Origin of the sequence: Allobosea rubneri (assembly GCF_032464875.1) — a bacterium.
Classification (GTDB): Bacteria; Pseudomonadota; Alphaproteobacteria; order Rhizobiales; family Beijerinckiaceae; genus Allobosea; species Allobosea rubneri.
In genome coordinates, this window is the sequence record NZ_JAWDID010000010.1 from 31,037 (window position 1) to 54,555 (window position 23,519).

21 protein-coding genes and 1 tRNA gene are annotated in these 23,519 nt (G+C 67.0%); 6 read left to right on the plus strand and 16 right to left on the minus strand.

The window, feature by feature from the left end; all coding sequences use genetic code 11:
- Positions 1–317: 317 nt before the first annotated feature.
- Together RKE40_RS08935 and glpK are read right to left on the minus strand one after the other, a co-directional pair.
- Positions 318–391: transfer RNA gene (locus RKE40_RS08935), tRNA-Gln, on the minus strand.
- A 481-nt stretch (positions 392–872) separates the two neighbouring features.
- A complete protein-coding gene (gene glpK / locus RKE40_RS08940) occupies positions 873–2,375 on the minus strand; it encodes a glycerol kinase GlpK (RefSeq protein ID WP_316017883.1) in 1,503 nt (500 codons plus the stop codon).
- 278 nt (positions 2,376–2,653) lie between these two features.
- Between glpK and RKE40_RS08945 the strand changes: the two genes are divergently transcribed.
- Both RKE40_RS08945 and RKE40_RS08950 read left to right on the plus strand, forming a co-directional pair.
- Positions 2,654–3,712, plus strand: coding sequence for a Ppx/GppA phosphatase family protein (locus RKE40_RS08945; RefSeq protein WP_390893300.1), 1,059 nt, complete (start codon positions 2,654–2,656; stop codon positions 3,710–3,712).
- A gap of 14 nt (positions 3,713–3,726) precedes the next feature.
- Positions 3,727–4,437 (plus strand): RlmE family RNA methyltransferase, encoded by a 711-nt coding sequence (locus RKE40_RS08950; RefSeq protein WP_316017885.1) that lies wholly within the window; start codon positions 3,727–3,729, stop codon positions 4,435–4,437.
- Positions 4,438–4,452: 15 nt separating this feature from the next.
- Here RKE40_RS08950 and RKE40_RS08955 read toward each other — a convergent pair whose 3' ends face one another.
- From RKE40_RS08955 to RKE40_RS08965, 3 genes are read right to left on the minus strand one after another with little or no spacing between them, the layout of a single operon-like run.
- Positions 4,453–5,130, minus strand: a complete 678-nt coding sequence (locus RKE40_RS08955; RefSeq protein ID WP_316017886.1) for an ABC transporter ATP-binding protein — start codon at positions 5,128–5,130, stop codon at positions 4,453–4,455.
- Positions 5,127–6,374: an ABC transporter permease gene (locus RKE40_RS08960; RefSeq protein ID WP_316017887.1), complete on the minus strand. Its 1,248-nt coding sequence runs from the start codon at positions 6,372–6,374 to the stop codon at positions 5,127–5,129. The genes RKE40_RS08955 and RKE40_RS08960 overlap by 4 nt, the downstream gene beginning before the upstream one ends.
- Before the next feature lie 3 nt (positions 6,375–6,377).
- A complete protein-coding gene (locus RKE40_RS08965) occupies positions 6,378–7,376 on the minus strand; it encodes an efflux RND transporter periplasmic adaptor subunit (RefSeq protein WP_316017888.1) in 999 nt (332 codons plus the stop codon).
- A 178-nt stretch (positions 7,377–7,554) separates the two neighbouring features.
- Here RKE40_RS08965 and RKE40_RS08970 point away from each other — a divergent pair, with 178 nt between their 5' ends.
- Positions 7,555–8,244, plus strand: coding sequence for a TetR/AcrR family transcriptional regulator (locus tag RKE40_RS08970; protein WP_316017889.1), 690 nt, complete (start codon positions 7,555–7,557; stop codon positions 8,242–8,244).
- Positions 8,245–8,272: 28 nt separating this feature from the next.
- Here RKE40_RS08970 and glpX read toward each other — a convergent pair whose 3' ends face one another.
- The 4 genes from glpX to RKE40_RS08990 all read right to left on the minus strand — a co-directional run bounded on the left by glpX (position 8,273) and on the right by RKE40_RS08990 (position 12,584).
- On the minus strand, positions 8,273–9,271 hold the full coding sequence (glpX, locus tag RKE40_RS08975; protein ID WP_316017890.1) for a class II fructose-bisphosphatase: 999 nt from the start codon (positions 9,269–9,271) through the stop codon (positions 8,273–8,275).
- 75 nt (positions 9,272–9,346) lie between these two features.
- Positions 9,347–10,687: a homoserine dehydrogenase gene (locus tag RKE40_RS08980; RefSeq protein ID WP_316017984.1), complete on the minus strand. Its 1,341-nt coding sequence runs from the start codon at positions 10,685–10,687 to the stop codon at positions 9,347–9,349.
- 62 nt (positions 10,688–10,749) lie between these two features.
- Positions 10,750–11,163 carry a hypothetical protein gene (locus RKE40_RS08985; protein WP_316017891.1) on the minus strand — a complete coding sequence of 138 codons (414 nt, stop codon included), beginning with the start codon at positions 11,161–11,163 and terminating at the stop codon, positions 10,750–10,752.
- A 200-nt stretch (positions 11,164–11,363) separates the two neighbouring features.
- A complete protein-coding gene (locus RKE40_RS08990; protein WP_316017892.1) occupies positions 11,364–12,584 on the minus strand; it encodes an LL-diaminopimelate aminotransferase in 1,221 nt (406 codons plus the stop codon).
- Positions 12,585–12,974: 390 nt separating this feature from the next.
- Here RKE40_RS08990 and RKE40_RS08995 point away from each other — a divergent pair, with 390 nt between their 5' ends.
- Positions 12,975–13,748, plus strand: a complete 774-nt coding sequence (locus tag RKE40_RS08995; RefSeq protein ID WP_316017893.1) for a C40 family peptidase — start codon at positions 12,975–12,977, stop codon at positions 13,746–13,748.
- A gap of 84 nt (positions 13,749–13,832) precedes the next feature.
- Here RKE40_RS08995 and RKE40_RS09000 read toward each other — a convergent pair whose 3' ends face one another.
- Complete coding sequence (locus RKE40_RS09000; protein ID WP_316017894.1) at positions 13,833–14,186, minus strand: hypothetical protein; 354 nt, start codon at positions 14,184–14,186, stop codon at positions 13,833–13,835.
- Positions 14,187–14,296: 110 nt separating this feature from the next.
- Between RKE40_RS09000 and phaC the strand changes: the two genes are divergently transcribed.
- Positions 14,297–16,138, plus strand: coding sequence for a class I poly(R)-hydroxyalkanoic acid synthase (gene phaC / locus RKE40_RS09005; protein WP_390893295.1), 1,842 nt, complete (start codon positions 14,297–14,299; stop codon positions 16,136–16,138).
- A gap of 161 nt (positions 16,139–16,299) precedes the next feature.
- Here the strand turns inward: phaC and RKE40_RS09010 are convergent, their stop codons facing one another.
- Complete coding sequence (locus RKE40_RS09010; protein ID WP_316017895.1) at positions 16,300–17,667, minus strand: OmpP1/FadL family transporter; 1,368 nt, start codon at positions 17,665–17,667, stop codon at positions 16,300–16,302.
- Positions 17,668–18,134: 467 nt separating this feature from the next.
- Here RKE40_RS09010 and RKE40_RS09015 point away from each other — a divergent pair, with 467 nt between their 5' ends.
- On the plus strand, positions 18,135–18,983 hold the full coding sequence (locus tag RKE40_RS09015) for a fumarylacetoacetate hydrolase family protein (protein ID WP_316017896.1): 849 nt from the start codon (positions 18,135–18,137) through the stop codon (positions 18,981–18,983).
- Positions 18,984–19,074: 91 nt separating this feature from the next.
- Here the strand turns inward: RKE40_RS09015 and RKE40_RS09020 are convergent, their stop codons facing one another.
- The 5 genes from RKE40_RS09020 to RKE40_RS09040 form a co-directional block, all read right to left on the minus strand.
- The gene (locus tag RKE40_RS09020) at positions 19,075–19,785 is read right to left on the minus strand and encodes an alpha/beta fold hydrolase (RefSeq protein ID WP_316017897.1); all 711 of its coding nucleotides are present in this window, start codon (positions 19,783–19,785) and stop codon (positions 19,075–19,077) included.
- Between the two features lie 262 nt (positions 19,786–20,047).
- The gene (gene argC / locus RKE40_RS09025) at positions 20,048–20,980 is read right to left on the minus strand and encodes an N-acetyl-gamma-glutamyl-phosphate reductase (protein WP_316017898.1); all 933 of its coding nucleotides are present in this window, start codon (positions 20,978–20,980) and stop codon (positions 20,048–20,050) included.
- 346 nt (positions 20,981–21,326) lie between these two features.
- Entirely contained in the window at positions 21,327–22,286 is a 960-nt protein-coding gene (speB, locus tag RKE40_RS09030; protein WP_316017899.1) for an agmatinase, read from the minus strand.
- Between the two features lie 20 nt (positions 22,287–22,306).
- Entirely contained in the window at positions 22,307–22,585 is a 279-nt protein-coding gene (locus tag RKE40_RS09035) for a hypothetical protein (protein WP_316017900.1), read from the minus strand.
- A 105-nt stretch (positions 22,586–22,690) separates the two neighbouring features.
- Positions 22,691–23,443, minus strand: coding sequence for an SDR family oxidoreductase (locus RKE40_RS09040; RefSeq protein ID WP_316017901.1), 753 nt, complete (start codon positions 23,441–23,443; stop codon positions 22,691–22,693).
- Positions 23,444–23,519: the final 76 nt, after the last annotated feature.

The window sequence follows — 23,519 nt, forward strand, 5'->3', positions numbered from 1 at the left end:
CCCAAGCGTGAAGCGCGCTTCGCCAGTCACGACCGCCTACGGCCGCTTGGACTGGGCCTTGCTGGAGATTTCCTGATAATCAGCCCAGGCGGCGCGCAGGGCCTTTGGCATGACGACTCCGAAGGAGGCGCGGGCTACCTTCATCTCCGTCGGGCGAGGCGGGAACTCCGCTCTCCTCTCAGCCTGCCGCGGCTGGAATCAGCAATGGACGAGCTACGACTGACGCATAAGGCAAGCCATGCCTGTGCTTCGAAGGCAAAGCATCGGGGGCAGGTCTGCTAGCAATTTCAGTTAGTTAGAAACGACAGCCAAAAGAATGGCTGGGGGACTAGGATTCGAACCTAGACAACCAGAGTCAGAGTCTGGGGTCCTACCGTTAGACGATCCCCCAACGGGCGCGCTGTGCGTCGCGTCGGATGGCGCGGGTCTAAACAACCTCGGCGCCGGTTGCAAGCCTTGTGTGACAGATTTCGACAAGTCACGTGACAGGGACGGACAAGCCCCACGTCAAACGGTGAGAAACGGCGGTGACTGACAGCGCCAGGCAGCGGGGTTCCGGCACCGGGGGTTGCGGAAGGCGATCCACAGCGCCTGCTCGGCAGGGCTCGCCGCTGCCTGCCGAAGGGTGTGCAACGGGCGCGCGCAAGAGAAGCCGATGTGCGGGGCGCCTCCCCCGAGCCTGCTTCGAAGCGCTCGCCTGCGGCCTTGCGCAACCGAGAGGAAGCGCGTCCAGGCGGCTTACGCGCCTGGTTGCGGGAGATCGCGCGAGACTGCGCGCAAAGCCCCCTGCCCGGCCCTGAACTGTGGCGCATCGACCCGGGTTCCGCGCGGCCGAGCAGCGGCGATGGCCGCCTCATGCCGAGCGGCAAGAATCAGCTGGCGCTCAGCGTCCGGCGCACCGCATCGCGCCAGCCGGCGACGGCCGAGCGGCGTGCAGTCTCGGCCAGCTCGGGCGAGAAGCGCCGCTCCAGCCGCCAGCGATCGCCGAACTGCGCCGGCTCCGGCAGCAGGCCGGCGTCGAGCCCGGCGAGATAGGCGGCGCCCAGCGCCGTGGTCTCGAGAACCTCCGGCCGGTCGACCGAGGCCGCGAGGATGTCGGCGAGACGCTGCATCGTCCAGTCGGAGGCGACCATGCCGCCATCGACGCGCAGCACCGTGCCGGCGCCCTCGGCTTCCGGCCAGTCGGCGCGCATCGCCTCGAGCAGGTCGAGGGTCTGGAAACAGACCGAATCGAGGGCGGCGCGGGCGAATTCGCGCGGGCCGGTGTTTCGGGTCAGGCCGAACATCGCGCCGCGCGCATTGGCGTCCCAATGCGGCGCGCCGAGCCCGGTGAAGGCCGGAACGAGATAGACATGCTGGCCGGGGTCGGCATTGGCCGCGAGCTGCCCGCTTTGCGAGGCCCGCTCGATGATCCCGAGGCCGTCCCTGAGCCATTGCACGGCCGCGCCGGCGATGAAGATCGACCCTTCCAGCGCATAGCAGCGCTCGCCGCCGAGCTGATAGGCGATGGTGGTCAAGAGCCGATTCTTCGAGGCGACCGCCTTGCTGCCGGTGTTGAGCAGGGCGAAGCAGCCGGTGCCATAGGTCGATTTCAGCATGCCCGGCGAGAAGCAGGCCTGGCCGACGGTGGCGGCCTGCTGGTCACCAGCGATGCCGCGAATCGGGATCGCGCCGCCGAACAGCTCGGGCTCGCTCTCGCCGAAGAGGGTGGCGCAATCGCGGACCTCGGGCAGCAGCGAGGCGGGGATATCGAGCAGGGTGAGCAAGTCCGCGTCCCAGCATCCCTTGTGGATGTCGAACAGCATGGTGCGCGAGGCATTGGTGGCGTCGGTGGCGTGGACGCGCCCACCGGTCAGCCGCCAGAGCAGGAAGGAATCGACCGTGCCGAAGGCAAGCTCGCCGCGGTCCGCCCGTTCGCGTGCGCCGGGGACATTGTCGAGAATCCAGGCGATCTTGCTGCCGGAGAAATAGGGGTCGAGCCGCAGGCCGGTGCGGGCGGCAACGAGATCGCCATGGCCTTGCGCCTCCAGCGCGGCGCAGCGCTCCGAGGTCCGCCGGTCCTGCCAGACGATGGCCCGGTGGATAGCCTCGCCGGTGCGCCGGTCCCAGACGAGCGTGGTCTCGCGCTGGTTGGTGATGCCGATGGCCGCGACCTCGGCCGCGCTCACCTGCGCCTTGGCGAGGGCCTGGCGGCAGACGGCGAGCGTACTCTCCCAAAGATCCTCCGGCTCGTGCTCGACCCAGCCGGAGGCGGGAAAGTGCTGTGCGAACTCCTGCTGGGCATTGGAGACGGGGTGAAGGTGATCGTCGAAGAGAATGGCACGCGATGAAGTGGTGCCCTGGTCGATCGCCAGGATCATGCGCCGCGCCGCCATACCGTCTCTCCCTAGCTATTCCCGCCGCGATGCTGATGCCCGGCGCTGCGGGAGCTTTGCCGCCAAGCCGGCTTCCAGGCAAGCCGGCAGCTTCCCCGCCTACAATGCTTTGCTTTCGCAGGTTCTGCTTGGCAGGCGCGAGGCGCTGTTGTTACGCTGCCCGAGAATGGAAACGTTCCGGCCTCGTGCCGGGCTCCCGGCAGGCTGCCGCGACGGCCTGACCGGCGAAGGATTGCAAAGTGACGGTCGAGGACCGCCAGGAATCGGACCGACCCGCCGTGGCAGCGGTCGCTGCGACGACGGATCGCGCCGCGACCACACCCGGTGGATTCGCCACTCCGGCGTTCCAGCGCCGCAGTTCCGCGACCTATGCAGCCCTCGACCTCGGCACCAATAATTGCCGGCTGCTGATCGCGCGACCGGCCCAGCACGGCTTTCGCGTCGTCGACGCCTTCTCGCGAATCGTCCGGCTGGGCGAAGGGCTTTCGGCGAGCGGCCGGCTCTGCGAGGGCGCGATGGAACGCGCCGTCGAGGCGCTGAAGATCTGCAAGAGCAAGATGGACCATCGCGGCGTCACCCGCGCCCGGCTGATCACCACCGAGGCCTGTCGATCCGCGGCCAACGGGGTCGATTTCGTGCAGCGTGTCGGCCGCGAGGCGGAACTCGAGCTGGAGATCGTCGACCAGCGTACTGAGGCCTCGCTCGCGGTCACCGGCTGTGCCGCCCTGGCAGCACCGGAAGCGAATGCGGTCATCGTCTTCGACATCGGCGGCGGCTCGACCGAGATCGTCTGGCTCGGCGGACGCGAATCCGGCCGCGATCCGGCCTCCCGAATCCGCGAATGGGCCTCGCTGCCGATCGGCGTGGTCTCGGTTGCCGAGCGCTATGGCGGCGTCGAGGTCGGGCGCGACCTGTTCGAGCGCATGGTCACCGATTGCAGCGCCGCGCTGAAACCCTTCGCCGACAAGGCGGCAGCGGCGCGCCAGGCACCCGGCTTCCACCTGCTCGGCACCTCTGGCACCGTCACCACCGTCGCCGGCATCCATCTGCGCCTGCCGCGCTATGACCGGCGCCAGGTCGATGGGCTCTGGATGCGCGAAGCGGACGTGCTGAGCGTGATCGATGAGCTTGTCGCGATGGACTACGCGCAAAGACAGGCCAATGCCTGCATCGGCCGCGACCGCGCCGATCTCGTGCTGGCGGGCTGTGCCATCTTCGAGGCGATCCGGCGCGCCTTCCCGAGCCCGATGGTGCGCATCGCCGATCGCGGCCTGCGCGAAGGCATCCTCCTGCGCATGATGCATGAAGACCGGGCTTGGTGGCGACGCCGGCAATGAGCTAAGTCGAAGCCATGAACCCGTCAAAACCGAGCGGTGGCGCCCGCGACCTGCGCGTCAAGGTCAAGAAGCCGGCCAAGCGCAGCCATTCCTCGCAGCTCTGGCTCGAACGCCAGCTCAACGACCCCTATGTGAAGCGCGCCCGCGAGATGGGCTATCGCTCGCGGGCCGCCTTCAAGCTCGCCGAGATGGACGAGCGCTTCAAATTCCTGAAGCCCGGCCAGAAGCTGATCGATCTCGGCTGCGCGCCGGGCGGCTGGTGCCAGGTCGCATCTGCGAAGATCGGCCTCGACAAGGGCAAGGGCCGGATCGTCGGCATCGACCTGCTGGCCGTCGACCCGATCCCGGGCGTCGAGCTGATCCAGCTCGACTTCATGGCGGAGGAAGCCCCGGCCATCCTCACCGAGAAGCTCGGCGGCAAGGCCGATGGCGTGATGTCGGACATGGCGGCCAACACCACCGGCCACAAGAAGACCGACCACCTCAAGATCATCGCGCTGGCGGAGGCCGCACTCGAATTCGCCAACGACGTGCTGGCGCCGGGCGGGTTCTTCCTCGCCAAGCTGTTCCAGGGCGGCGACAGCGCCGAACTGCTCGGCCAGCTGAAGCGCGACTTCAGCAGCGTGCGCAATCTCAAGCCGGCGGCGAGTCGGGCGGATTCCTCCGAACTCTACGTGCTAGCGACGGGCTTCCGCCGCAAAAGCGAGCCTGCGGCGGAAGACTGAGCGGCGCAGCGCGCCTCAGCTCTCGGCCAGCCGGCCGTCGACGAGATGGATGCGCCGGGTCGCCCTCGCGGCCATCTCGGTGTCGTGGGTCACGGCGATCACCGTCTTGCCGCGCTCGCGCACCAGAGCATCGAGGATCGCGAAGACCTGCTCGGAGTTCCGACTGTCAAGGCTGCCGGTGGGCTCGTCCGCCAGCACGAGCGGCGGATCGTTCGCGAGCGACCGGGCAACCGCGACACGCTGGCGCTGGCCTCCGGAGAGCTGGTCGGGCCGCTTGTCGAGATGGCCGGCGAGACCGAGTGCCTCGAGCAGTTGCGTCGAGCGCTCGCGCATCGCGCCTGCACCGAGGCGGCCGAGCCGCCGCATCGGGATCTCGACATTCTCGCGCACGGTGAACTCCGGCAGCAGGAAGTGGAACTGGAAGACGAAGCCGAGCGTCGCCAGCCTGATCTGCGCCCGCTCGCGCTCGCTCAGGTCGGCCGTGTCGCGCCCGCCGATGCGCAGCCCGCCGGCGCTCGGCCGGTCCAGCAGACCGAGCAGGTAAAGCAGCGAGGATTTGCCGGAACCGGACGGGCCGGTGATCGCGACGAACTCGCCCTCGCCGATCGACAGCGTCACATCCTGGACCAGGGTCACCGGCACAGCGGCAGGCAGGATGCGGGTCAGCCCCTTGGTCTCGACGAGCGAACTCATGTCGCCCCCCGGATGATGTCGACCGGGTTGAGCCGCGCCGCCTGCCGGGCCGGCAGGTAGCCGGCGATGCCGGCCGAGGTCAGCGCGAAGCCGGCGGCGATCAGATAGTGCCAGATGCTCCAGGCCAGAGGCAGGCGCGTGATCTCCTGCGCGACCGCCGCGCCCGACAACTCGAAGCGTACGAGCGAGAGCGCAAAGCAGAGTCCGAAGCCGACGGCCCAGCCGATCAGCGAGCCGCAGGCCCCCAGCGCCAGCCCTTCCAGCAGGAAAAGCCGGCGCATATCGGCCTCTGTGAACCCCAGCGATTTGAGAATGGCGATGTCGCGCGCCTTCTCATGGGTGATCGTCGAGATGATGTTGAAGATGCCGAAGCCGGCGACGAGGAGGATGGCTCCGACAACGGTGTACATGATGACGTTTCGGATCACCAAAGCCTCGAGCAGAGATTCGTTCGCCTCCTGCCACGCCGCGGCCTTGTAGCCGACCTGCGCCTCGGCCCGTCGCGCCACCTGCGGCGCAGCGTTCGGATCGTCGAGCTTCAGCCTGATCTCGTTGATCGCGTTCGGCCGCTCGCTCAGGATCTGGGCGTTCTTGAGCAGCACATAGCCCTCGCCCTCGTCGCGGGCGGTCGTGCCGGTGTGGAACAGGCCGACGATCTTGAAGGCGCGGCTCTGACCGGTCGCCGAGACGACCGTGACCGTCGTGCCCAGCCCGGCGCCGAGACGCTGGGCCAGCCGGCTACCGACGACGATGTTGTTGCCGCCCGCGATCAGCGAGGCGAAGCTGCCCTCGCGAAAATCCTTGGTCAGCGAGGATATCTGCATCTCGGCCAGCGGTTCCACGCCGATGATGCTGATGCCGACATCACGCCCGGCATAGCGCACCACGCCCTGCGTCTTCAGGCTGAGCGCCATCTTGCCGGGCACCCAGGCGCGCAGCATCGCGGTCGCTTCGGTCGGATTCAGGATGCCGCGCCGATCGTCCCTCGGCCGCAAACCGGCGATGTGAAGCGTCGCGAACGCGTCCTCTGCCGGCTGCCGGCGCGCCGCGCGGCGCTCGTCGGTAATGTCGACATGCGGCATGGTGTCGACGAGCTTGGCGACGAAGTCGTCCTCGCCGCCCTGCATCAGCGAGGCCATGGCGATCGAGAAGCCGACGCCGAGCGCGACGCCGAGCACGGCGACCAGCGTCTGCCGGCCCCGCCCCAGGATATGCGTCAGCGCAAGTGTCAGGATCAGCCGCATGGCTCAGCCATCCCGCAGCCGGATGCGGCTACCGTCGCCGAGCTTGTCCGGATAGGGCGCGATGACGCGCGCGCCTTCGGGCAAGCCCGACAGGACCTCGACCTCGCCGGTGCCGCGAATGCCGATCGCGAGCTCGCGACGCCGCGCGACATCGCCCTCGGCGAGAACGACGGCATTGCCCTGGACCGCGTTGACCGGCAGCAGCAGCGCGTTGCGCGCGACGCGCACGATGATGTTGAGTTCGGCGGTCATGCCTATCAGCAGCGGCGTGTCGTCAGGCAAGGCGAGATAGACGCGGTAATTCTTGGCGACCGGGTCGCCCTTGGGCGTGATGCTGTCGACGGTCGCCTCCAGCGTCCGTCCGGGAAACGCGTCGGCGCGGATCAGGGCGCGCTGGCCCGGCCTGACCTGCGGGATATCCTCCTCGTTCACCTCGGCGACGATCCGCAGAGGCTTCGCCTCGCCGATCCAGAACAGCACCGTACCGGGTTCGGCGATCTCGCCGACTTCGCCATCGCGGCGCAGGACAGTGCCGCTCATCGGCGCCCGCAGGATGTAGTTCTCCAGCCGGGCGGTCTGGCCGGCAACCAGCGCGGCGGCCTGCCCGACCTCGCTGCGGACCCGGTCCAGCGCCTGCTGGCTCATGACATTGCGCTCGACCAGAACGGCCTGGCGCTCATGCTCGGCGGCGGCCAGCTTGTGGCGCGCCTTGAGTTCGGCAAGGGCGGTCTCGGCGAGGACGCTGTCCAGCCTCGCCAGAATCTCGCCCTTCTCGACCCGGCGGCCCTCGCAATCGCAGCGCTCGACGATGCGCTCGCGCACGAGCGGCGTAACCTTGGCCCAGTTGCGAGGCTCGACCACGCCTGTCGCGTAGACGATATCGGCGGCGTCGCCGCGCTTGGCGGTCACGGTCGCGACAGCCGCGGGCCTGCTATAGGACCAGAAGGCCGCGCCCGCCCCTGACAGCGCGACGAGCACGACGAGGCTGCGAACGATCTTCACGGCATACTCCTCGCGGGCATCGACCTCAGCCTGACGAAATCGTGCTTCCAGACAGGTCCGTCGATGCCGCATCGCCGTTGCATCGGGCCCTGTCTCAGACCTATCTTATATCAGACCGACCGTCGGTCATTTTACAGACCGACGGTCGGTCGTCAAGAAAATGCGAGATCGGAGCTCTATGCCGCGCATCGTCAAACATCCGGAGGATCGCAGAAGCGAGCTACTCGACTGCGCGCAGGCGCTGTTCTTCGAGCAGGGCTATGAGCGCACGACGATCAATGACGTCATCGCGAAGGCGGGCATTTCGAAGGGCGGCTTCTACCACCACTTCGCCTCGAAAGAGGAGCTGCTGGAGGCGCTCGCCGTCCGTCTGGCTCACGAGGCGGTCGCCCGGGTCCGCGACGTGCTCGACGACCCCGCCCTTGGCGCCCTCGCCCGTCTGAACAGCTTCCTCGCCCGCTCGCGCCAGACCAATCTCGAGGATACGCCGAAGCTGCGGGCAGCGTTCGACGTCGTCTTCCGCCCGGAGAACATCGTGCTCTACCAACGGGTCAACGCCGCCTCGATCGCGGTGTTACTGCCGGTACTCGCCGGCATCATTGCGGAGGGGGCAGCCGAGGGCGTGTTCGCCGTGTCGGAGCCGGAGGATGCGGCCGAGACGATCCTGCATCTGGGCGCCAGCGCCCATGATGCCTGGGCGCGCGCTATCGCGGTCTCGGGTACCGCGGAGGAGGAAGCGGCGATCGAAGCGCTGGAGCGGCGCTTCGAATTTCTGGGTCTCGCCGTCAACCGGATTCTCGGCCTGCCGGACGGCAGCGTGATCTTCGTCGAGCCGGGCTTCATGCGGGCGGTTATGACGGCGCGCTGAACCCGCCGTCATCACCGCAACCCGCATCTCAGTCGAGGTTGAACTTCGCGAATTCGCGATGCTCGCCATAGATCCGGCGGACGGTGCCGGTGATCGAGCGGTAGACGATCGTCTCGGTCTCGATCACCTCGGGCCCGAAGCGCACGCCCGAGAGCATGCCGCCATCGGTGACGCCGGTGGCGCAGACGATGACGTCGCCGGAGGCCATCTCGGCCATGTCGTACTTCTTGTTGGGATCCTTGACGCCCATGGTCGCGGCGCGGGCCCGCTTCTCCTCGGTGTCGAGGATCAGGCGGCCCTGCATCTGGCCGCCGACGCAGCGCAGTGCCGCCGCAGCGAGGACACCTTCCGGGGCGCCACCGATGCCGAGATAGAGGTCGATGCCGGTTTTCTCCGGCTCGGTGCAGAAGATTACGCCGGCGACGTCGCCATCGGTGATCAGGCGGATCGAGGCGCCGGTCTTGCGGACTTCGGCGATCAGCTTCTCATGGCGCGGGCGGTCCATGATCAGCGTGTTGATCTCATGCGGCTTCACGCCCTTGGCCTTGGCCAGTGCGTTGATGTTGTCCGCGGCCGAGGCGTCGAGGTCGACGACACCGGTCGGGTAGCCCGGGCCGATGGCGATCTTGTCCATGTAGACGTCGGGCGCATAGAGCAGATGGCCGGCGCCGGCCATCGCCATCACCGCGATCGAGCCGGGCATGTCTTTGGCACAAAGCGTCGTGCCTTCCAGCGGATCGACGGCGATATGGACCTTCGGGCCCTGCTTGTTGCCGACCTTCTCGCCGATAAAGAGCATCGGCGCCTCGTCGCGCTCGCCCTCGCCGATGACGATCTCGCCGTCGATCGGCAGGCGGTTTAGCTCGCGACGCATCGCGTCGACGGCGGCCTGGTCGGCGGCCTTCTCGTCGCCATGGCCGCGCAGGCGGGCGGCGGCGACGGCGGCGCGCTCGGTGACGCGCACGAGTTCCATCGAGAGATAGCGCTCGATGATCTGGTCGGGCGAGATGCGAAGATCGACGGACATGGGCTTTCCTCTGTTTCGGCAGGCGGCAACCGGGCGATCGGCAGCGGGGCGCCCCGCCGCCGGCCGGCCACGACCCTATTCGCGTTCGATGCGGATGACCTGCGGCGCTTCCGAAATATGCCCGTCGGCGCCAACCTTCTCCAGCGCGCCGCGGATCGCCTGCTCGCTGGTCGCATAGGTGATCAGGACGACCGGGACCGGAGCACCGGAACGCCCACCCGGATCACGCGCCGCCGCGGCTTCCGAACGGCGTTGGACGATGCTCTCCAGCGAGATGTTCGCCTCCGCCATGCGGGTCGCGATGGCTGCGGCGGCGCCGGGCCGGTCGGCGACGGCGAGCCGGATATAGTAGCCACCCTCATGACGCTGCATCGGCGCCCGCGTCGGCTGCTCGAGCCGGGCGACCGGCATGCCGAAGGGCAGGCCGGCGGTGCCGCGGGCGATGTCGGCGATATCGGCGATCACGGCCGAAGCGGTCGGGCCGCCACCGGCGCCGGGGCCGACCAGGGTGATCTCGCGGACCGCATCGGCATCGATGGTGACGGCGTTGGTCACGCCCATGACCTGGGCGATCGCAGACGACTTCGGCACCATGGTCGGGTGCACGCGCTGCTCGATGCCGGTCTTGGTGCGCTCGGCGACACCGAGCAGCTTGATCCGGTAGCCCAGCTCGTCGGCCATCTTCAGATCGAGCGGCGTGATCGAGGAAATGCCTTCGACATGAATCGCTTCGGCGTCGATCTTCGTACCGAAGGCGAGACTGGTCAGGATGGCGAGCTTGTGTGCGGTGTCGAAGCCCTCGACGTCGAAGGTCGGGTCTGCCTCGGCATAGCCGAGTCGCTGGGCGTCCTTCAGGCAGGCCTCGAAGGTCAGACCTTCCAGCTCCATCCGCGAGAGGATGTAATTGCAGGTGCCGTTGAGGATGCCGTAGAGCCGGCTGACATTGTTGCCCGAAAGCGCCTCGCGCAGCGTCTTCACCACCGGGATGCCGCCGGCCGAGGAGGCTTCGAAGGCGAGCGCCGCGCCCTTGCTCTCGGCGAGTTCGGCGAGCGCGACGCCATGGGCGGCGAGCAGCGCCTTGTTGGCGGTGACAACATGCTTGCCGGCGGAAAGCGCCGCCTCGACCGCCTGCTTCGCCGGCCCGTCAGAACCGCCGATCAATTCGATCAGGCAATCGATCTCGGGGGAAGCTGCCAGCGCGACCGGATCGTCGAACCAGCTCATGCCGGAGATATCGATACCGCGATCGCGGTTGCGGTCCCGTGCCGAAACGGCGGTAACCCGCACCGGCCGGCCGCAGCGGGCGGCGAGCGCGTTCTCCTGACGCTTCAGGATGGTGGCGACCGCCGCACCGACGGTGCCGAGGCCGGCGATACCGACGCGAAGGGGCCGGGAGTCAGGGGGCGGAGCGTGCATGGTCATGCCGCGCGGGGTCGCATGGGGCGTGCCCCGAGTCAACGGCGCAACCGCATGCGAACTCAGTCGAAGCGGCAGATCACCTCGGCCGCGAGCCGCTTGAGCTTGCCCTCTTCGAAGCCCAGGAAGACGCGCAGCACCTGATTGCCGAAGGCCGTGATCTTGATGGTGCGCAGCGCCTCGAGACTGTCACCGTTCGAGACGATCGAGTTCTCGTTGACAGGCTTCCAGAACCAGGGCTTCGGCGGATTGATCACCGTCTCCGCCAGAATCTTTTCGGCTTCGGCCTGCCCGATCCCGATCGGCAGATAGCGCGCAACGATCTCGGTGGCGTCGCGGCCGCATTCGCGTGCCTTGGTCGCGCTCAACAACTCGCCCACCAGCGGCGAAGCCGATTCGGTCGCGCGTCCGCGCGAGAAATCATAGGTCGCAAACAGGCAGACCAGGGCGAAGAGACCGAAGATGACTCCGATCACGCGGCCTTTCGAGACCATATCCGCCCGCCTCTCCTCAGCCGGCCACTCCGGCAGCCCCCGGTTCACATGTTTTAGGGGAGCGGTCCAGCCCCGTCACCTTCCGGGCGCGGTTAGGTCGCACCGGTTTGGCCGTGCCAGACAGATCCCGGAGCGGCGCAGGGCGCCGCTCCGTTGCCTCGAAGGCCAGAAGCGCCCTGCCCTCAGCCAGCCTTCGGAATCTGGATCACGTTGTGCAGTGTCTGGTCGGCCGTCTTGAGGAAGCGCCCGATATTGCGCGCAGCCTGGCGGATGCGCTGCTCGTTCTCGACAATGGCGATGCGGACGAAATCGTCGCCATGCTCGCCAAAGCCGATGCCCGGGGCGACCGCGACCTCGGCCTTCTCGATCAGCAGCTTCGAGAATTCGAGCGAGCCGAGATGGCGGAACTTCTCCGGAATCGGCACCCAGGCGAACATCGAGGCCTGCGGCGCCGGGAAGTCCCAGCCCGCCTTGGTGAAGCTCTCGACCAGCGCGTCGCGGCGCTTGCGATAGGTCTCGCGCATCTCACGGATGCAGTCGTCGGGGCCGTTGAGCGCCGCCGCGGCCGCGACCTGGATCGGCGTGTAGGCGCCATAGTCGAGATAGGACTTCACGCGCGCGAGGGCGGCGAGCAGGCGCTCGTTGCCGACGGCGAAGCCCATACGCCAGCCGGCCATGGAGAAGGTCTTCGACATCGAGGTGAACTCGACGGTGACGTCCATCGCGCCCTGGACCTGCAGCATCGAGGGCGGCGGGTTCTTCTCGTCGAAATAGACCTCGGCATAGGCGAGATCTGAGAGCAGGATCAGCTCATGCTTCTTCGCGAAGGCGACGAGGTCGCGATAGAAATCGAGCGAGGCGGTATAGGCGGTCGGGTTCGCCGGGTAGCAGGTGACGAGCGCGATCGGCTTCGGCACCGAATGCGCCATTGCCCGCTCGAGCGCCGGGAAGAAGGCGGGCGTCGGCTCGGCCGGAACCGAGCGGATGACGCCGCCGGCCATCAGGAAGCCGAAGGCATGGATCGGGTAGCTCGGATTGGGCACGAGCACGACATCGCCCGGCCCGGTGATCGCCTGCGCCATGTTGGCGAAGCCTTCCTTCGAGCCAAGCGTCGCGACCACCTGGGTGTCGGGATTGAGCTTCACCCCGAAGCGGCGCTCGTAATAGTTCGCCTGGGCGCGGCGCAGGCCGGCAATGCCCTTGGAGGCGGAGTAACGGTCGGTCCGCGCCTTGCCGGCGGTCTCCACCAGCTTCTCGATGACGTGCTTGGGAGCCGGCAGGTCGGGATTGCCCATGCCGAGATCGATGATGTCGACGCCCTTGGCGCGTTCGGCTGCCTTGATCTTGTTGACCTGCTCGAAAACGTAAGGCGGCAAACGCTTGATGCGGTGAAAGTCGGTCATCTTACTAATCGGTCCCTGGCCGAGCCGGCATTGAGGCGCCAGAAATGCGGCAAATCACATTCCTTGCGTCGGGATGCTCTAGCATCGCAGCTTCCGTCATGACAGGCCCAAAAACGCAAGATTCATCGAACAGGAACGCAGGCCGCGGGCTTGCATCCGCCTCGCCGAAGCCACGGTAGCGACGCGGGCAATATCGTTGCCGCAAAGCCTGTCGGCTGCGGCCGGCGCCTGACCGAAGATTAACCCCTTGGCCAACGTCCCGATATCTGCAGGCGCCTACCAATCCGGATGGTGGGGAAGGCTCGCAGACTGCACAGTCACAGATCTGGCATCGTTCAGGCGCAGTTCGGCGACACCCTGCCGGGGATAGCCATGCGAGGAACGACCGGCATGAGATTATCCGACCGGATCCTGGACTGGTGCGGATACCGGCTCTCCGGGTTTCTCCTGCGCGAGAGACCCGGCCGAGAGCCCTTCGTTCCATCCGATCCCGACGAGCTGCGCCGCACGCTGCGACCCGGCGATGTCGTGCTGGTGGCGGGCTCCAACAGGGTTTCGACCGCGATCAAATATCTGACGCATTCGACCTGGTCGCATGCAGCGCTCTATGTCGGGCCCATTCCGGGGGCGGCGGACGGTCCCGAACCGCATACGCTCATCGAGGTCGTTCTGGACGCGGGCTGCCGGTCCTTTCCGCTGTCCCGCCTCGACCACTTTCACACGCGCATCTGCCGGCCCATCGGCCTGACCGACGCCGACCGCAGCAAGCTGGTCGACTTCATGATCTCGCGAATCGGCATCCGCTACGACACGCGCAACATCGTCGATCTCGCGCGCTATCTGCTGCCGACACTACCCGTGCCTTCGCACTGGCGGCGGCATATGATCGCACTCGGATCGGGAGAGCCGACCCGGGCGATCTGCTCGACCCTGATCGCGCAGGCGTTCGAGCGCGTCGGGTATCCGATCCTGCCGCGCATCGAGCTGCGCCCGGCAGCGGAGCGCGGCGCCAATGACTGGCGCCACCGGGAACTGCTGCACATCCGGCACTTCAGCCTCTATGCACCGGCCGATTTCGACATCTCGCCCTATTTCCAGATCGTCAAGCCGACCCTTGAGGAGGGTTTCAACTACAAGGCCCTGACCTGGAGCGACGAGCCCTGACGGCAAGAGGCGGCAACCCTGCCCTCGCCTGACCCGTCCGCGCCGCCCCGGCTGTCTGCCCAGAGGGACCGTCCCCAAATCAGGTCAGTTGGTCGGCTGGGCCTGCGCAGGAGCCGGCGGCGGCGTCTTGCCGAGGCTCTGAGCCTGCGTGCCGGCAGCCTCGTTCGAGATCCGCTTCGCCTCGAGCTCGGCCTCGAGCTTCTTGAATTCGTCGACGGTCTTGCGCTTCGCATCGCGCTTTATGGTGGATCCGACGGGGACATAGTTCGGATTCTGCGGCCTCGTCTCGAGGACGAAGGGCTTCGGCTCGGCCGGCTTGGTGGCCATGTCTGTGAACTCCGCGACGCCGCGTGCGGCCTCGCAGCCACCCAGCAGCATGCCGAGCAGCGCCGCTGCGCAAACGACCTTCGGCGAGGTCCGGATCAGGGCTTGAGGCATTGCCGGGGCTTTCACGATTTTCCTTTGTCTCTCTTATCGGTTAGGTCCTTAATAGGTCCGAAATGGGGAGTTCAACTCCCGCTGGCAAGCAATAGCTAGGGAGCAATACCATGAGCCCACCTGCCGGCAGCAAGGCCAAGGGCGCACAAGGCCCGGCGGAGCCGCCGGTCTTCGATGCGCCTGCGCTGCCGGATTTCGACGCGATGGCGCAGAACATGGGCAGGCTGGTCGAACAGGCCGGCAAGGTGACCGCCGCCTATCTGAAGCCGATCGAGCGCGGTGAAGCCAAGACCGGCGCCGCCGACGAGGCGAGCGAGATGGTCAAGGTGCTGGGCCGGGTGGCCGAGCGCTGGGTCAGCGATCCCCAGAAGATCATCGAGGCGCAGGCCTCGCTCACCACCGACTTCCTGAGCCTGTGGAGCGCGACGCTGAAGCGCCTCGGCGGCGAGCCGGCCGAACCGGTGATCGAGCCGGAAAAGCGCGACGCCCGCTTCGCCGATCCCGAATGGGAGAGCCATCCGGTCTTCGATTTCGTCAAGCAGGCCTATCTGCTGTCTTCCCGCTGGGCGGAGAGCATGGTCGAGCAGGCGGAAGACCTCGACCCCCATACGCGCGACAGGGCCCGCTTCTACGTCAAGCAGATCGCCGGAGCCCTCTCCCCCTCCAATTTCGTCGCGACCAACCCCGAACTGCTCCGCGAGACGCTGGCGCAGAACGGCGAGAACCTTGTGCGCGGCATGAAGATGCTGGCGGAAGATATCGAGGCCGGCGGCGGCGAGCTGAAGATCCGCCAGTCCGACAACCGCGCCTTCGAGATCGGCGTGAACATCGCGACGACCCCCGGCAAGGTCATCTATCGCAACGACATCATCGAGCTGATCCAGTACGCGCCTTCGACCGAGAAGGTGCTGAAGCGGCCGCTGCTGATCGTGCCGCCCTGGATCAACAAGTTCTACATCCTCGACCTCAACCCCGAGAAGAGCTTCATCCGCTGGTGTGTCGCACAGGGGCTGACGGTCTTCTGCATCTCCTGGGTCAACCCCGACCATCGCCACGCCCTCAAGGACTTCGAGAGCTACATGCGCGAGGGCATCTTCGCGGCACTCGAAGCGATCGAGCAGGCGACGGGCGAGAAGCAGGTCTCGGCGATCGGCTATTGCGTCGGCGGCACCCTGCTCGGCGTCACCCTCGCCTATATGGCGGCGACGCAGGACAAGCGCATCGCCAGCGCCACCTTCTTCACCACCCAGGTCGACTTCTCCAAGGCCGGCGAGCTCTCGGTCTTCGTCGACGAGCAGCAGATCCGCACCCTCGAGGAGCAGATGGCCGAGCGCGGCTATCTCGACGGGGCGCGCATGGCAGGCGCCTTCAACATGCTGCGGCCGAACGACCTGATCTGGTCCTATGCGGTCAACAACTACCTGAAGGGCAAGGCCCCGACCGCGTTCGACCTGCTCTACTGGAACTCGGATTCGACGCGGATGCCGGCGGCGAACCACTCCTTCTATCTGCGCAACTGCTATCTCGACAACAAGCTGACCAAGGGCGAGATGCGCATCGGCGGCAAGCTGCTCGATCTCGGCAAGGTCACCATTCCCATCTACAATCTGGCGACGCGCGAGGACCATATCGCGCCGGCGAATTCGGTCTTCATCGGCTCGCAGTCCTTTGGCGGGCCGGTCTCCTACGTCATGGCCGGCTCCGGGCACATCGCCGGCGTGGTCAACCCGCCGAGCAAGGTAAAATACCAGTACTGGACCGGGGCGAAGCCGGAAGGCGCCTTCGAGAACTGGGTGAAGCGCGCCGAGGAGCATCCCGGCTCATGGTGGCCGCACTGGGTCGCCTGGCTTCAGGAACAGGCGCCGAAGCAGGTGAAGGCGCGCATCCCCGGCGACGGCAAGCTCAAGCCGCTGGAGGACGCACCGGGCAGCTATGTGAAGGTGAAGGCCTGAGCGCAGCCCCCGCCAAGGCCTGCCCGACCATCGCACCGCCTGCCTGAACGCGTCCCGCGGAGGCCACCGTGTAGGCGGCCTCCGCGGGCTTTTCCAAGCACTCACGCGTAACGAAAAAAGCCGGCCCGAAGGCCGGCTTTCGCGTCTCGCCTAGGCGAAGATCAGTACTTGCGGACGACCGGGCGAACCGGGACCGTCTCCACCGGGTTGTCCCAGCGATAGGTGAGTCCGGCCGAGACGATGTGAACGAAAGGCTCGGCCTCGGCGGTGTAGGAAATCGCCCGCAAGGCCGGGTTCACGACCTGCTGCGGATGATTGCCGGTGTAGTTCACCTTGGCGTTGTTGACGTGGATATAGGTGTAGCCGACGTCGATTTTCAGCTTCTCGGTGAGCTGGTAGCTCGCACCGGCGCTGAGCCACAGACGATCGTTATCCGAAATGAAGATCTGGCGATTGTAATCGTTCACCGCCGAGAGCTCGTAGGCGATACCGGCGCGCAGCGTCAGGTCGCGATTGTACTTATACTCGGCGCCGGCCGAGAAAAACCAGCTGTCGTCATACTGGAAATTCAGGCTCGTGACCGGCGCTCCGTTGAGCTGGCTGACCACCGGAATGTTGCGGAAGCGGCTCCAATTGGTCCACTCCACACCGAGATGGGCCTGCCACTGGTCGTTGATGACCTGCGAGACACCGAAGACCACGGAATCGGGCAGGTTCAGGTTGGCCTTGACCGGGAAGGCGGCCGTCGGCGTCGGCCCTGTCGAGACACGCATGGTGCCGTCCAGGGTCTGCCGAACCGAGGAGCGATAGCCCAGACCGATCGTGGTGCCGTCGAACGGCGTCAGCGTGACACCAAGGCGATAGCCGAAGTCGATCGTGTCGCCTTCGATTATGATCGGCGCGGCATTCGCGGCGATGCCGTTCGCCTGCTTCAGGCTGGCGTTGAACCACTGGATCTGCATGGCAGCACCGATGGAGAGCCAGTCATTGACCTTGTAGCCGATCGTCGGCGCGACGTTGACGGTCTGCACCTTCGCCGAACGGCCGAAGGCCTGCGCCGCGTTGACCTGGTTGTCGGGCTTCGAGCGCAGCCCGAAGGGCGCGCCGGTGGTCATACCGATCCAGAGCCGGTCGGTGAGCTGCCAAGCGGAATAGGAAGCGGGGATGAAGCCGCCGTCGCCGCCGATATTGCCGGTTCCGAGCGGGCTACCTCCAGCCGCCTGGATCGGCACGGGGCCGCGCGGCGTCATGACCGTGGTCGGCGAGGTCGGCTGATAGTCGCCGCTGGCATAGAGATAGGTGAAATTCCAGTTGCTGTGGCGACCGGGAAACATGGTGATCGTTGCCGGGTTCCAGGCCATCGAGGCCATGCCGATGCCGCCGGCGGCGGCACCCGCATAGGCCATGCCGAGACCTTCGGCGCCCTGCCCGCTGCGGATCGCGAAGGAGCTGGCGGAGGCGGCGCCGGCCGTCAGCAAGGCCGCGAGCGAGACCGTGGCGGCGGCAGTGAGTTTCCGGAAGCTCGTCATCGCGGCGTCTTTCCCCAGGGTGAGGTTCTCGTTGGCGCCCATCTCGGCTAGGGCCGGACGGAATCTTCCAGCACAATGCCGACAGGTCATCTTTGCCGCAATCCCGCCGCGATCGCCCATTTTTGGCCATGCTTGGCAAGGCTTCCGCAAGGTTAACGTCGGAATCGAGAGATTTATCGCCTTTTTTCGCGGGCGAGCCTTAACGGCGCGCCGGAAAAGATCGTTTACATGAGAACTATCGCCGATTTCTCATTGTGCATCGCAACATAGGACGTTCGGTCACCTCCGATGCCAACTGTTCTTTGCTGAACAGCGTTGCAAAAGCGTCACAGCCCCAGGCTCCCGGCGAAGCAGGCATGCCATGCGCACACACGGGCTTGCGCAGGAGACGCCATCCGCACAGGATCGGCACGGCCCTCGGCCGATGCCGGCCGTCCTTTTGAAACGTTTGAATTGGGGGAAACGCAGTGAAATTGGTTCGTTATGGCGCGTTCGGTCAAGAGAAGCCTGGTCTGATCGACTCCGCCGGCAAGCTGCGCGATCTCTCCGCGCATGTTCCCGACATCGCCGGCGCGGCGCTGACCTCGGCTTCGCTTGCGAAGCTGAAGGCCCTCTCCCCCGAATCGCTGCCGCTCGTCTCCGGTGATCCGCGCATCGGCGCCTGCGTCGGCGACGTCCGCAACTTCATCGCCGTCGGCCTGAACTTCGCCGACCATGCGGAAGAGACCGGCTCGCCGATCCCGAAAGAGCCGATCCTGTTCAACAAGGCGCCGAACTGCATCGTCGGCCCGAACGACGACGTCATTATCCCGAAGGGCTCCGAGAAGACCGACTGGGAAGTCGAGCTCGCGATCGTCATCGGCAATGGCGGCTCCTATATCGAGGAGAAGGACGCGATGGCGGCGATCGCCGGCTTCTGCGTCTGCAACGACGTCTCCGAGCGCGCCTTCCAGATCGAGCGCGGCGGCCAGTGGGCCAAGGGCAAGGGCTGCCCGACCTTCGGCCCGCTCGGCCCCTGGCTGGTGACGCCGGACGAGATCGCCGACGTGCAGAACCTCGCCATGTGGCTCGAAGTCGATGGCGAGCGCGTCCAGAACGGCTCGTCGAAGACGATGATCTTCGGCGCCGCCTACCTCGTCCACTACATCAGCCAGTTCATGCGGCTCGATGCCGGTGACGTCATCACCACCGGTACCCCTCCGGGCGTCGGCCTCGGCTTCAAGCCGCCGCGCTTCCTGAAGGGTGGCGAGACCGTCACCCTCGGCATCGAAGGCCTCGGCACGCAGAAGCAGAAGTTCAAGGCCTACGCAGGCTGATAAAAAAGCGCCGCCAGGGCTGTTCGACCCAGCCCGGGCGGCGCTCGTCCCGACCGCGCCTGGCGCGGCGGCGACAGTTCCGTTCGCGGCGCTATTGCCGCTCCAACCAATCGACGACCTGGGCCACCGCGGCACGCGGCGTGTCCTGGTGCCCGGCCTCGACGACGATGCGCGTGCCCGAATAGGCGGCGCGGTCGTTCATCGCCGGGCGGTCGCCGGTCCCGACCACCCAGAGCGTCGCGCTGCGCACGCCACTCGCCTGCGCAGCCTGCGCGGCGGGGCCCGAGGGGTCGAAGAAACTGAGATAGGCATCAGCGGTCGTCGTGACCGGGAAGACCTTGCCCTGGTTGAAATCGAGGAAACGGGCCTTCTGGCCGCCCTGCCCGGCTGCCGCCATCGCCTTGGCCTCGGAGATGCTGCCGCCGGTCTGGCTGGCGATGAAATCCGGCCGGTGCCCCGGGGCGAGCGCCACCACCGCATCGACGCCGCCGACACGCGCGGCATATCCCATCGAGATATTGGCGCCGAGGCTGTGACCGGCGAGCACGATATGTCTGGCGCCGTTCGCCTTGAGGCGTGAGACCGCGGCCTGCACCTCGCCCAGCGTCTGGTCGTAGGTGCGATAGCCTCCGGTCCAGGACATGCGCGGCATCAGAACGGTCGCGCCGCGCGCCTTGAGCGCCTGCGCCAAGGGCTGCAAGGGCCCCTGCCCTCCAGCCTTGCCATGGATCAGCACAACACCCGTGCTGCGCAGATCGAAGGCGGCCGCGCCAGATGCAAGCAGGCATGCCGCTCCGGCCAACGCCAATCCGCTCATGAACCTGCCAACATGCAGATTCGCTCCTATATCGCCCCAGGTAGTCACCGGCCCTGCCTCGCCAACGGAATCGCCCGTACGAGACGAGCTATGACGCATCGGCAAGACCCTGCTCATCCCCCATTTGGGGGGAATCGCGTAAAAAAAGTTCGCGGGCGAACTTCCGCTGCACATTTGAAGTGGCGCGCACACAAATGAAAAAGGCCCGGCTACCTGCCGGGCCTCATGGCATTGCCTGGCGGAGAGATCAGGCCTCGGGCAGGCCGAGCATCAGGCGGATGTTCTGAACGGCGGCGCCGGACGCTCCCTTGCCGAGATTGTCGAGCCGCGCGACGAGCACGGCCTGTCCCAGATCCTCATTACCGAAGACGCGCAGCTCGAGCTTGTTGGTGTCGTTCAGCGCCTCCGGCTCAAGCTTGCCGTCGCCGGTCGCAGGCAGCACGGAGACGAAGCTCGAGCCGGCATAGCGTGCCGCCAGAGCCTCATGCAGGTCGGCCGGCTTCGGCTTTCCCGGCAGCGTCTCCAGATGCAGCGGCACGCTGACCAGCATGCCCTGCCGGAAATTGCCGACCGAGGGCACGAAGATCGGCCGCCGCTCCAGCCGCGAATAGAGCTGCAGCTCCGGCAGGTGCTTGTGCTTCAGGCCGAGGCCGTAGAGCTCGAAATCCGGGGCGGTGCCGGCCTCATAGGCCTCGATCATCGCCTTGCCGCCCCCGGAGTAGCCGGAAACGGCATTGACCGTGATCGGATGGTCGGAAGGCAGCAGGCCGGCATCGACGAGCGGGCGCAGGAGCGCGATGCCGCCGGTCGGATAGCAGCCGGGATTGGAGACGCGGTTGGCGTTGGCGACCTTCTGCGCGAAGCCGGGCTCCAGCTCGGCGAAGCCGTAGGTCCAGTCCGGCGCGACGCGATGCGCGGTCGAGGCATCGACGATCTTCGGGGCCTGGGCGCCGAGCTCGTCTGCGAGAGCGACCGATTCCTTCGCGGCATCGTCTGGCAGGCAGAGCACGACGAGGTCGACGCCGGCCATCATCTCCTTGCGGGCGCCCGGGTCCTTGCGCTTCTCCGGGGCGATGCTCTTGACCACCACCTCCGGCACCGCGGCCAGGCGATCGCGGATGCCGAGCCCGGTGGTGCCGGCCTCGCCGTCGATGAAGATGGATTTCAGGTTCTGGCTCATCGGACCCTCGCAAGGTGTCTGGTGGGCGCCGGCCGAAACTCCTTGGCCGGCTTCGGGCATAAAAAAACCGCGCTCTCCGGCGCGGTCGCGGGCGTTCGGGCTTCTAGCCGAGCGTCATCGCGGGCGCGCCGGGGCGGCCGTGACAGTGCGACGTCGGATCGGGTTCTTGACCATGCGTCGGTATATGTTCGCTGCCCGGCCCGCTGTCAATGCGCAGGCCTGCGCGCCCCGCTGCCGGCCACCATGCATGCAGCGAAGGCAAGCATGGCAGCCGGGGATTCCGCAATGATCGGAGTCTCCTGCGCAGCGTCGTTGCCATGATGATTCCGGAGCTTCAGAACCCGATTCAGCGCGCCGCCTTCCTCAGCGCCAGCGCCTGGATGTAGTGCTGCGCCACCGCTGCCCCGGCGATTGCGGTCGCATCGGCATGGTCGTAGGGCGGCGAGACCTCGACGATGTCCATGCCGCGGAAGTCGAGATCCCGGATCGCCCAGACCATCTGCAACGCCTGCGCCGAGGAGAGGCCGCCAGCGACGGGCGTGCCGGTGCCGGGCGCGAAGGCCGGGTCGACCGCATCGATGTCGAAGGTGAGATAGGCCGGCCCCTGCCCGACCCGCGCCTTGATCCGGGCCGCGACGCCTTCAACGCCCAGCGCATGGGCCTGATAGCCATCGAGCACCTCGATGCCGCAATCGCGCGGCGCGACGGTGCGGATACCGATCTGGATCGAGCGCTCGACGTCGATCAGGTCCTCGCGCACCGCCTCGAGCACGAAGGTGCCGTGGCTGATCGCGCCGACGCCGTCATCCCAGGTGTCCTGATGCGCGTCGAACTGGACCAGAGCGAGCTTGCCGTGCCGGGCGACATGGGCGCGCAGCAGCGGCAGGGTGATGAAGTGGTCGCCGCCGAGCGTGACCAGATGGGCGCCGGTCGCGATGATCGCAGCGGACTCGTTCTCGATCGCCCTTGCGCAGCCCTGAAGGTCGCTGCGCGGCAGGAGGCAGTCGCCATAGTCGACAGCCGCCAGGATCTCGAACGGGTCGATGCGCGAGGGGTACTGCGCATCGCCGTCGAAGATCGAACTGACGCGGCGCATCGCCTGCGGCCCGAAGCGGGTGCCCGGCCGGTTCGAGACGGCGAGGTCGAAGGGAACGCCCCAGATCGCGAGGTCGCAGCCGGCAACGTCCTTGCTGTAGCGCCGGCGCATGAAGGAGAGCGCACCGGCATAGGTCGGGTCATGGGCCGGTCCCTTGCGGCCGCCGGTGAAGGCGTGGTCGATCGTCGGGGTTTCGGCGGGTTCGGTCATGGTCGGTTCCTGAAGGAGGCTCAGCGGCGGCCGCTCAGCCAGACATGAAGGCACCAGGGCAGGATCAGGGCGAGCCCGGTGAGAACGAGGCGAAGGGTCGTCCAGGCGATCGGGTATTGCAGTGCCCGGCCGTCGAGCTCGGGCACGCCATGGATCAGCCCGAGCGCGAAGGCCGGCGCCAGGAAGATCACCAGCGCATTGAATATCCGCCGCCCACGCGGCAGGTCGGTGCGTGCCAGAGCGAGCAGCGCCGGCGCGGCGACCATGCCGAAAGCGATCAGGACGAGCAGGACGCGCATGGGCTGCCTTCGGCCAGGGGAACGAGCAGCCGCTTTAGCACGCCGGCCGTCCGGTTCCAGCCATGAACGGCTTGGCGCGTGGCCTAAACGGCCCTCACATCCGGGCTAGCGCCCGCCGCCGACCCGGATGATCGAGCCGACCATGTAGGAAGCCGCCTCCGAAAGCGCGAAGAGCACGGCCTCGGCGATTTCCTCGGGCTGCGCGACGCGCTTCAGCGGGATCGTCGGCGCGATGCGGGCGACGCGACCGGGATCGCCGGTGGAGACGGCGTGGATATCGGTCTCGGTCATGCCCGGCGCGACCGCATTGACGCGGATGCCCTGCGGCGCGAGCTCCTTGGCGAGCCCGACGGTGAGGGAATCGACCGCTGCCTTCGAGGCCGCGTACCAGACATATTCGTCGGGTGAGCCGAGACCGGCGGCGATCGAGGAGATGTTGACGATCGCGCGGTTCTTAGCGCCCTCGTTCGCGAGCAGGGCGCGGGCGGCCTCGCGGGCGACCAGGATAGCACCGGTGACGTTGAGATCGATGCAGGCGCGGATGATCTCCGCCTCAGCCGCGACGAGTGGGCTCGACTTGCCGGTGATCGCGGCATTGTTGACGACGGCGGTCAGCGGCCCGAGCGCAGCCTTCGCCTCGGCGAAGACGCGGACGATATCGGTCTCTTTCGCCATGTCGCCCTGCAGCGCGATGGCCTTTGCCCCTGCCCGCTCGCAAGCGGCGACGACCTCCGCCGCAGCCGCCGCATTGCCCTGATAGTTGACGGCAACGTCATAGCCGCGTTCGGCGGCGAAGCGGCAGATTGCGGCGCCGATGCCGCGGCTGCCGCCAGTGACGAGAAGGACGGGACGGGACATGGGGGCTCCTTGGCGCGGTCGCTTGTTCAGAGGCCGCGCGTCATCGTGAGTGGCAAGCCATCAAAATGAAAAAGGG

Coding starts and splice junctions, on each gene's coding strand:
- RKE40_RS08955 (WP_316017886.1), bottom strand. CDS start 5,130: ATGAGTTCGCTCGTCGAGACCAAGGGGCTGACCCGCATCCTGCCTGCC.
- argC (WP_316017898.1), bottom strand. CDS start 20,980: ATGAGCCAGAACCTGAAATCCATCTTCATCGACGGCGAGGCCGGCACC.
- RKE40_RS09035 (WP_316017900.1), bottom strand. CDS start 22,585: ATGCGCGTCCTGCTCGTCCTGATCGCTTTCGGCATGGTCGCCGCGCCG.
- RKE40_RS09010 (WP_316017895.1), bottom strand. CDS start 17,667: ATGACGAGCTTCCGGAAACTCACTGCCGCCGCCACGGTCTCGCTCGCG.
- speB (WP_316017899.1), bottom strand. CDS start 22,286: ATGACCGAACCCGCCGAAACCCCGACGATCGACCACGCCTTCACCGGC.
- glpK (WP_316017883.1), bottom strand. CDS start 2,375: ATGGCGGCGCGGCGCATGATCCTGGCGATCGACCAGGGCACCACTTCA.
- RKE40_RS09000 (WP_316017894.1), bottom strand. CDS start 14,186: ATGCCTCAAGCCCTGATCCGGACCTCGCCGAAGGTCGTTTGCGCAGCG.
- RKE40_RS08950 (WP_316017885.1), top strand. CDS start 3,727: ATGAACCCGTCAAAACCGAGCGGTGGCGCCCGCGACCTGCGCGTCAAG.
- RKE40_RS08995 (WP_316017893.1), top strand. CDS start 12,975: ATGAGATTATCCGACCGGATCCTGGACTGGTGCGGATACCGGCTCTCC.
- RKE40_RS09040 (WP_316017901.1), bottom strand. CDS start 23,443: ATGTCCCGTCCCGTCCTTCTCGTCACTGGCGGCAGCCGCGGCATCGGC.
- RKE40_RS08960 (WP_316017887.1), bottom strand. CDS start 6,374: ATGCGGCTGATCCTGACACTTGCGCTGACGCATATCCTGGGGCGGGGC.
- phaC (WP_390893295.1), top strand. CDS start 14,297: ATGAGCCCACCTGCCGGCAGCAAGGCCAAGGGCGCACAAGGCCCGGCG.
- glpX (WP_316017890.1), bottom strand. CDS start 9,271: ATGTCCGTCGATCTTCGCATCTCGCCCGACCAGATCATCGAGCGCTAT.
- RKE40_RS08980 (WP_316017984.1), bottom strand. CDS start 10,687: ATGCACGCTCCGCCCCCTGACTCCCGGCCCCTTCGCGTCGGTATCGCC.
- RKE40_RS08990 (WP_316017892.1), bottom strand. CDS start 12,584: ATGACCGACTTTCACCGCATCAAGCGTTTGCCGCCTTACGTTTTCGAG.
- RKE40_RS08970 (WP_316017889.1), top strand. CDS start 7,555: ATGCCGCGCATCGTCAAACATCCGGAGGATCGCAGAAGCGAGCTACTC.